Annotated in this window: 7 protein-coding genes; 1 reads left to right on the top strand and 6 read right to left on the bottom strand. The window is 66.4% G+C overall.

The window, feature by feature from the left end; translation table 11 throughout:
* The 6 genes from ACYVOC_RS08470 to ACYVOC_RS08445 all read right to left on the bottom strand — a co-directional run.
* On the bottom strand, window positions 1–193 hold a 193-nt coding region (locus tag ACYVOC_RS08470; RefSeq protein WP_461161488.1), incomplete at its 3' end, for a CcdB family protein.
* 3 nt (window positions 194–196) lie between these two features.
* Window positions 197–538, bottom strand: coding sequence for a hypothetical protein (locus ACYVOC_RS08465; RefSeq protein ID WP_461161487.1), 342 nt, complete (start codon window positions 536–538; stop codon window positions 197–199).
* A gap of 67 nt (window positions 539–605) precedes the next feature.
* Window positions 606–1,319: an SDR family NAD(P)-dependent oxidoreductase gene (locus ACYVOC_RS08460; protein ID WP_461161486.1), complete on the bottom strand. Its 714-nt coding sequence runs from the start codon at window positions 1,317–1,319 to the stop codon at window positions 606–608.
* Entirely contained in the window at window positions 1,316–1,693 is a 378-nt protein-coding gene (locus ACYVOC_RS08455) for a DUF2237 family protein (protein WP_461161485.1), read from the bottom strand. Before ACYVOC_RS08455 ends, ACYVOC_RS08460 begins: the two co-directional genes overlap by 4 nt.
* Window positions 1,694–1,804: 111 nt before the next feature.
* Window positions 1,805–4,450 carry a DNA mismatch repair protein MutS gene (gene mutS, locus ACYVOC_RS08450; protein ID WP_461161484.1) on the bottom strand — a complete coding sequence of 882 codons (2,646 nt, stop codon included), beginning with the start codon at window positions 4,448–4,450 and terminating at the stop codon, window positions 1,805–1,807.
* A gap of 10 nt (window positions 4,451–4,460) precedes the next feature.
* On the bottom strand, window positions 4,461–5,213 hold the full coding sequence (locus ACYVOC_RS08445; protein ID WP_116005968.1) for a Crp/Fnr family transcriptional regulator: 753 nt from the start codon (window positions 5,211–5,213) through the stop codon (window positions 4,461–4,463).
* 307 nt (window positions 5,214–5,520) lie between these two features.
* Between ACYVOC_RS08445 and ACYVOC_RS08440 the strand changes: the two genes are divergently transcribed.
* On the top strand, window positions 5,521–6,808 hold a 1,288-nt coding region (locus ACYVOC_RS08440), incomplete at its 3' end, for a PAS domain-containing protein (protein ID WP_461161483.1).

Here is a 6,808-nt window from a genome sequence, read left to right as displayed (position 1 = left end):
GGGCGATGTGGTCGTTCACTGCAATGGCGGGGTTGAAGCGGTCGGTCATGCCCGGAAAGGCGCCCGGCACGGCCAGTGGGACGCACACCCGTTCGGCAAAGCGATAGAGCAGGTCGCTCTGGATGTCCATGACGTAGGGGAAGGTGTCACGGTCTTCTTCGATGGGGTTGGCGTAGATGTCCAGGCGCGCCATGGCTCATTTTTTCTGTTCTGCGCGCCAGCGGCGCACTCGCTGCGAATACGGTTCGCGCTGTTCGGCCCAGGCGTTGTATTGGTCGATGTCGGTGGCGTGCTGCGCGGACCAGTCGTGGATGCTCTGGGCCGCACGCTCCGGGGTGCGCCCGCTGGTGTTGCGTCCGCCGGGCGGCGCTGCGGGGGCGGCGGCGTACACCGCAGGCTCTTCCTGGGCGGTCAGGGGCACGGCCTTCATGGGCTGCAGGGTGATGGTGCCGTCGGGTGCCGTTTGCACGTCGAACAGCTGGCCAGCGTACTTTTTGCCCAGCGAGATTTGGCCGCTGGCGCCGACTTCCTTGAGCATGGCGAGAGTCCTAGGGGGTTCTCATGCCATCATGCCGCATGAAAGGAAGCGGGGTCAAGCGCCCTCGTTACCAGGGCAGCGGCTCGCCGGTGTACGCAAAGAATCCGCCTGATTCGGCCGGGGTCAGGCGGTCCAACACGCCCAGCATGTCGGCCGCGGCCTCTTGGGGCGCACGGCCGATTTGCGCGCCCCGGAAGGGCTGGGACAGCGCGGTGTTCACCGTGCCGGGGTGCAGGCTGACCAGCACCGCCTGCGGGTGGCTGCGCGCCACTTCGATGGCGGCAGTTTTCACCAGCATGTTGAGCGCCGCCTTGGATGCGCGGTAGCTGTACCAGCCGCCCAGGCGGTTGTCGCCAATGCTGCCCACCTTGGCCGAGAGCAGCGCCAGCACGCCGCGCTGCCGGTCCAGCAGCGGGACAAAGTGGCGCAGCACCAGCGCCGGGCCCAGGGTGTTGGCGCGCAGGGTGGCTTCGAGCTGGGCGTAGTTCAGGTCGCCGAGCTTTTTTTCAGGCATGAAGCCGGGGCCGTGCAGCACGCCTGCCGCGTGGATGATGAGGTGGAACGTGCCGCCTGCACGCAGGGCGTCGGCGGCCTGGCCGATGCTGGCTTCATCGTCCATGTCCAAGCGCGGCTGGGACCGGCGGTGCAGGCCCACCACCTCGGCGCAGCGGGGGTGGGCGCGCAGGGCCTGCACAAAGGCCTGACCGATGCCGCCACTGGCACCGATAACCAGGGCGCGAAAGCCGGGGGGAAAGGAATCCAGCGTCAAGGCGGTGGTCAAGGAGTGGTCTCGCTGTCCAGCGCGTGGGCCAGCAAGTCCTCCAGTGCCAGCACCTGCAAGGCGCTGTGGTGGGTGCTGCGCAGGAAGATCGGCGGCGCCACATGGGCCAGCAAGGCTTCGCGCCAGCGCTGCACGCACAGGCACCAGCGGTTGCCGGGCTTGAGGCCTGCGAAGCGGTACTCCGGGCGCGGGGTCGTCAGGTCGTTGCCATGCGCGAGGGAGAAGTCCAGGAACGCCTGGGTCATCTGAGCGCAGACCACGTGCCTGCCGTGGTCCGCGTCATCCGTGGAGCAGCAGCCATCGCGGAGGAATCCGGTCAGCGGATCGTAGGAGCAGGGCACCAGGGGTGTACCCAATACGTTGAGATCGGCCATGGCGGTGGGAATTGGATGGCGTGGATGCGCCATTGTGGGCAAATCACCCGATGGCGCAGATCTAGCCGCGCCATACACCCTGCGCCATGACGGGCTTTGCCGCGCCTCGTGTCAGCGTGGCAGCAAACCCTTGAGCTGGTACAGCGCATCCAGTGCCTCGCGCGGGCTGAGCTGGTCGGGCTGGATGGCTGCCAGGGCGGCTTCGACCGGGCTGGCGGCTGTCAGCTCGGGCTCGGGCGGGGGGGCGAACAGGTCCACCTGCAGTTCGCCTTCGTCGGCACGTTCTTCCAGCGCGGTCAGGGTGTGGCGGGCGTGGTGCAGCACGGGGGCGGGCATGCCGGCCAATTTGGCCACCTGGATGCCGTAGCTGCGGCTGGCCGGGCCGCTCTGGATTTCGTGCAGGAAGACGATGTCCGATCCGGATTCGGCCGCGCTCACATGCATGTTGACCGCGTGGCGCGCCTTGGCAGGCAGCTCGGTCAGCTCGAAGTAGTGCGTGGCGAACAGCGTGAAGGCCTTGGTCTTGTCGTGCAGATGCGTGGCGATGCCGCTGGCCAGCGCCAGGCCGTCGAAGGTGCTGGTGCCGCGGCCGATTTCGTCCATCAGCACCAGGCTGTGCGGCGTGGCGGCGTGCAATATTTGCGCGGCCTCCACCATCTCCAGCATGAAAGTCGATTGCGCGTTGGCCAGGTCGTCGGCGGCGCCAATGCGGGTGTGTATGGCGTCGATGGGGCCCAGGCGGCAACTGGTGGCCGGCACATGGCTGCCCATGCTGGCGAGCAAAACGATGAGCGCTACCTGGCGCATGTAGGTCGATTTACCGCCCATGTTGGGGCCGGTGATGATCTGCATGCGGGTGTTGGCGTTGAGCCGCGTGTGGTTGGCGATGAAGGCGCCACTCGACGTTTCAGCCAGGCGCGCTTGCACCACGGGGTGGCGGCCGCCTTCGATCTCGATGCAGGGGTCGCCCGCGAACTGTGGCGCGCACCAACCCAGGGTGAGGGAGCGTTCGGCCAGGGTGCACAGCACATCCAGCGTGGCCAGGGCCTGGGCCAGACGGGTGAGCTGGGGGATATGCGGTTGCAGTTGGTCGAGCACCTGCTCGTACAACCACTTCTCGCGCGCCAGGGCGCGTTCGCTGGCCGACAGCGCCTTGTCTTCGAAGGCTTTGAGCTCGGGGGTGATGAAGCGCTCGGCGTTTTTGAGCGTTTGGCGGCGGCGATAGTCTTCGGGCACCTTGTCGAGGTGGCTGCCGGTGATTTCAATGTAGAAACCGTGCACCTTGTTGAACTGTACGCGCAGATTGGGGATGCCGGTGCGGGCTTTCTCGCGGGTTTCCAGGTCGAGCAGGAAGGCATCGCAGTTGCTCTGGATGGCGCGCAGTTCGTCCAGCTCGGCGTCGAAGCCGCTGGCGATCACGCCGCCGTCGCGTACCAGTGCGGCGGGCTCTTGGGCAATGGCACGCTGCAGCAGGTCGGTGCAGTCTGGCGGCGGTTGCAGGTGACTGAAAATTTGAGCCAAATAGGGCTCTGGCGCTTGTGCGTTGTGCGCTAGAAGCTCTGCTTTTTGTAGCGTATTGCCCAGTGCCACCAATTCACGCGGGCGCACCTGGCGCAGTGCGGTGCGGGCGGTGATGCGCTCGACGTCACTCACGCCCTTGAGTTCGCTGCGCAGGGTATTCCAGGGGCCGTGGCCGCCGCCTGCACCGCCGGGGCCGCGCAGGGCGGTGGTGGCCGCCAGGCGCTGGCGGGCGGCGCTGCGGTCGCGTGGGGGTTCGAGCAGCCAGGTCTTGAGCAAGCGGCTGCCCATGCCGGTCATGCAGGTGTCGAGCAGCGAGAACAGCGTGGGGGCGTCTTCGCCGCGCAGGGTCTTCACCAGTTCGAGGTTGCGCCGCGTGCTGGCGGGCAGGTCGATGAGGTCGTCCGCACACTGCACCTGCACGCTGTGCACATGGGTGAGCGCGCGGCCCTGGGTGTGTTCGGCGTATTGCAGCAGGGCAGCGGCGGCGGCGTGGGCGTGGTGCAGGTCTTGTGCGCTCCAGGCTTGCAGGCTGGCCGCGCCCAGGTGTTCGAGCAGCTTGCGTTCGCCCAGGGCGCCGTCAAACTGCCAGTCGGGCCGGGGGCTGGCGGGGCAGGCGTAGCTGCCGCTCTGGCGCAGCACCTGCAGTTGCTGCTCGAAGCGGTCGGTGACGCCCGCGCTGTAAATCAGCTCGCTCGGGGCCACGCGCGCCAGCCAGGCGCCCAGCTCGTCGTGCGCGCATTCGGCCAGGTATACGCGGCCCTGCGTCACGCTCAGCCACGCCAGACCGCAGCGCGCCCGCGCGCCCTGGTGCACGGCCAGCAGCAGGGCCTCGGCCTTGTCGGACAGCAGTTCGGCGTCGGTCAGCGTGCCGGGGGTCACCACGCGCACCACCTTGCGCTCCACCGGCCCCTTGGCGGTAGCCACGTCACCCACCTGTTCGGCAATGGCCACCGATTCGCCCATCTTGATCAGGCGGCCCAGGTAGTTTTCCAGTGCATGGAAGGGCACGCCTGCCATCAGCACCGGCTGCCCCCCAGACTGGCCGCGTTGTGTGAGGGTGATGTCGAGCAGGCGCGAGGCCTTCTCGGCGTCTTGCCAGAACACCTCGTAAAAGTCGCCCATGCGGTAGAACAGCAAGGTGTCGGGGTACCCGGCCTTGATGGACAAGTATTGCGCCATCATGGGGGTGTGGTTTTCAAGCCCCGTGGGCAGGGCGGTTGTGCGGTCGTCGGTCATGCGGGATGGGTCAGGCCTGGTTTTCCTGTTGTGCCAGAGCTTCGAGTTGCGCCAGGTCCAGGATGGTGATGCCGCGCTGGGCCATGCGGATCACGCCGTCGCGCTCCATGGCTTTGAGTTCGACGTTGACGCGCTGGCGCGAGCAGCCCAGCAACTGGGCCATTTCGTCCTGCACCAGGCTGATGCCGACCGGCATCTCGCACGTGGGCTGCGGGGTACGGGGGCCAAAGCGGCGCATGAAGTGCAGCAATTGCTTGGCCAGCCGGGCACGCAGCGGCAGCGTGGCCATGTCTTCCATCATCCAGTAGAGAAAGCGCATGCGCCGCGCCTGCAAGGTCAGCAGGGCTTCGCCGAATTCGGCATGTTCGTGCAGGAGTTGCCGGAACACGGTCTCGGCCACGCCCAGGAGGGTGGTGTTTCCGTGGGCATGGGCGTCGTAGGTGTTGGGGCCACGATGTAGCACTTCGGCTTCGCCGACCCAGATGCCCGGCTCCACATAGGCCAGGGTCACCTGCCGTCCTCCAGGGGAGGTACGGCGAAAGCGGATGGCGCCGCTGGCGCAGGCAAACCAGTGCTGCGCCAGTTGGCCCTGCTCTACGATCATCTCGCCATGGGAATAGCGCGTGACGGTACCCAGGCGAAAGATGTCGTGCCGCAGCGAGGGGGAGAGCGCGGCAAACCAGCGGCCCCGGTCAATGGCAGCGCGTTCGCTGACGCAGAGCAGGGGGCGTTGGTGGGCGCCGTGGGGCACAGTTTCTTGCATGGTGGGAGAGGCGGTTGCCGGGCGGCTGGGTTCTGGTCGCAGAATGCGCATTCTAGGAGGCCGTGCGGCAGAAGGCAGACCTGGCCTGGGCCCGCTTCTCGATGCAGGGGTCGAGCGGCGGTGGGGAGGGGCTGGCCGTACAGAGGCTATGCTGCCAACTGACCCATGGTTGCATGTGCGTGTTTACCCGTAAGTTGTTACGACGACAGTACATGTTGTTACGCTTTGCCATACGATGGCTCGCTTGGGTCGCGGGCGCAGTATTTTTGCGTTGCTGTGACATGTGTTTTTTGTGAGAGGCTTCTACGTGAACGTCACCCCGTCAGTACAGCCAGAGCCTTCCATCCTGCCTACAGAAGCCACTGCTGCGCAGGTGGGGCAGTCCAGCCTGCAGTCCATGCTGGATGCTGTTCCTGTGGCCTTGCTGGGTTTTCATTTGCAAGGCAGGGACTTGCGACTGGTTTCCGCCAACGCGGCCGCTCGCCGCCTGCATGGGCTGCGTTCGGCGAGTACGAGTGGAGTGTCTGCCGCCCAGGTGTTTTTGCTGTTGGCGCAAACCCATGTGCTGGAGCAGCTCCATGCCGCGGCACGCACGGGCGAACCGCTGGAGTGCCGCCACGTGCTGCGCGACCAGGGGCGGCTGGTGCTGGCCTGGAAGATCCATGCCCAGTCCACCGGCATCGGCAGTATTTTGGTGACCGTGCAGGACGTTTCAGAGGCTGAGCTGCTGCGCATCACGCTGGCGGGCACCGACGAGGCGTTGCAAGACACACGGCGTGAACTGGACGAGCAGACCGAGGTCTTTGGCACCATGGAGAGCATGGCGGGAACGGGCTATTGGCGCCGCATCTGGGATGAGGGCGAGACCGTGTTGCTTTGGTCGCCCGGGCTGTGTGACATCGCCGGTTTTGAGCGCCAGGAATGGATCAGTCCCGAACGCTCCCTCAGCGGTATCTTGCCCGAAGATCGGCATATCGTCGCATCGGCCCAGGCCGCTCAGGACGGTGGCGACATTGAATACCGCTGGCGCCGCCCCGACGGGCAGGTGCGCTGGATGCGCTCGCGCGTGCGCCGCCCGTCGCAGCAGGGCGGGGTGATGGTGGAGATGGGGGTGGTGCAGGATGTGACCGAGGAACACCGCTCTGCCGAGCAACTGCGCGGTCAGCTGGACTTCATCCAGAGCATTGCCAGCAACATTCCCGGCTTCATCTACCAATGCCGCATTCGCCCGGACGGCAGTCCGAGCCTGCCTTATGTCAGCGAGGCCGTGAACGATTTGATGGGGGTGTCTGACCAACTGGTGCGGCAAGACATTCAGGCCTTGGAGCGCAATGTGGTGGAGGAAGACCTGCCCAGGGTGCGCCGTACCATGCGCCGTGCCGTGCGCAACCTGAGCCCCTGGCATTGCGAATACCGGGTGCGGGCGCCCGACGGTGACGTGCGCTGGCAGATGACCAGTGCGGCCTTGCAGGCCGAGCCCGATGGCGCGGTGCTGATGCACGGCTACACGCTGGATGTGACCGACAGCAAGCGTGCTGCCCAGGAAATCGAACGCCTGGCCTTCTACGACGCCCTCACCCAGCTGCCCAACCGCC

The sequence above is a fragment of the Simplicispira piscis genome (genome assembly GCF_054783455.1).
This window is presented reverse-complemented; position numbering and strand designations above follow the sequence as displayed.

Coding starts and splice junctions, on each gene's coding strand:
- ACYVOC_RS08465 (WP_461161487.1), bottom strand. CDS start 538: ATGCTCAAGGAAGTCGGCGCCAGCGGCCAAATCTCGCTGGGCAAAAAG.
- mutS (WP_461161484.1), bottom strand. CDS start 4,450: ATGACCGACGACCGCACAACCGCCCTGCCCACGGGGCTTGAAAACCAC.
- ACYVOC_RS08445 (WP_116005968.1), bottom strand. CDS start 5,213: ATGCAAGAAACTGTGCCCCACGGCGCCCACCAACGCCCCCTGCTCTGC.
- ACYVOC_RS08455 (WP_461161485.1), bottom strand. CDS start 1,693: ATGGCCGATCTCAACGTATTGGGTACACCCCTGGTGCCCTGCTCCTAC.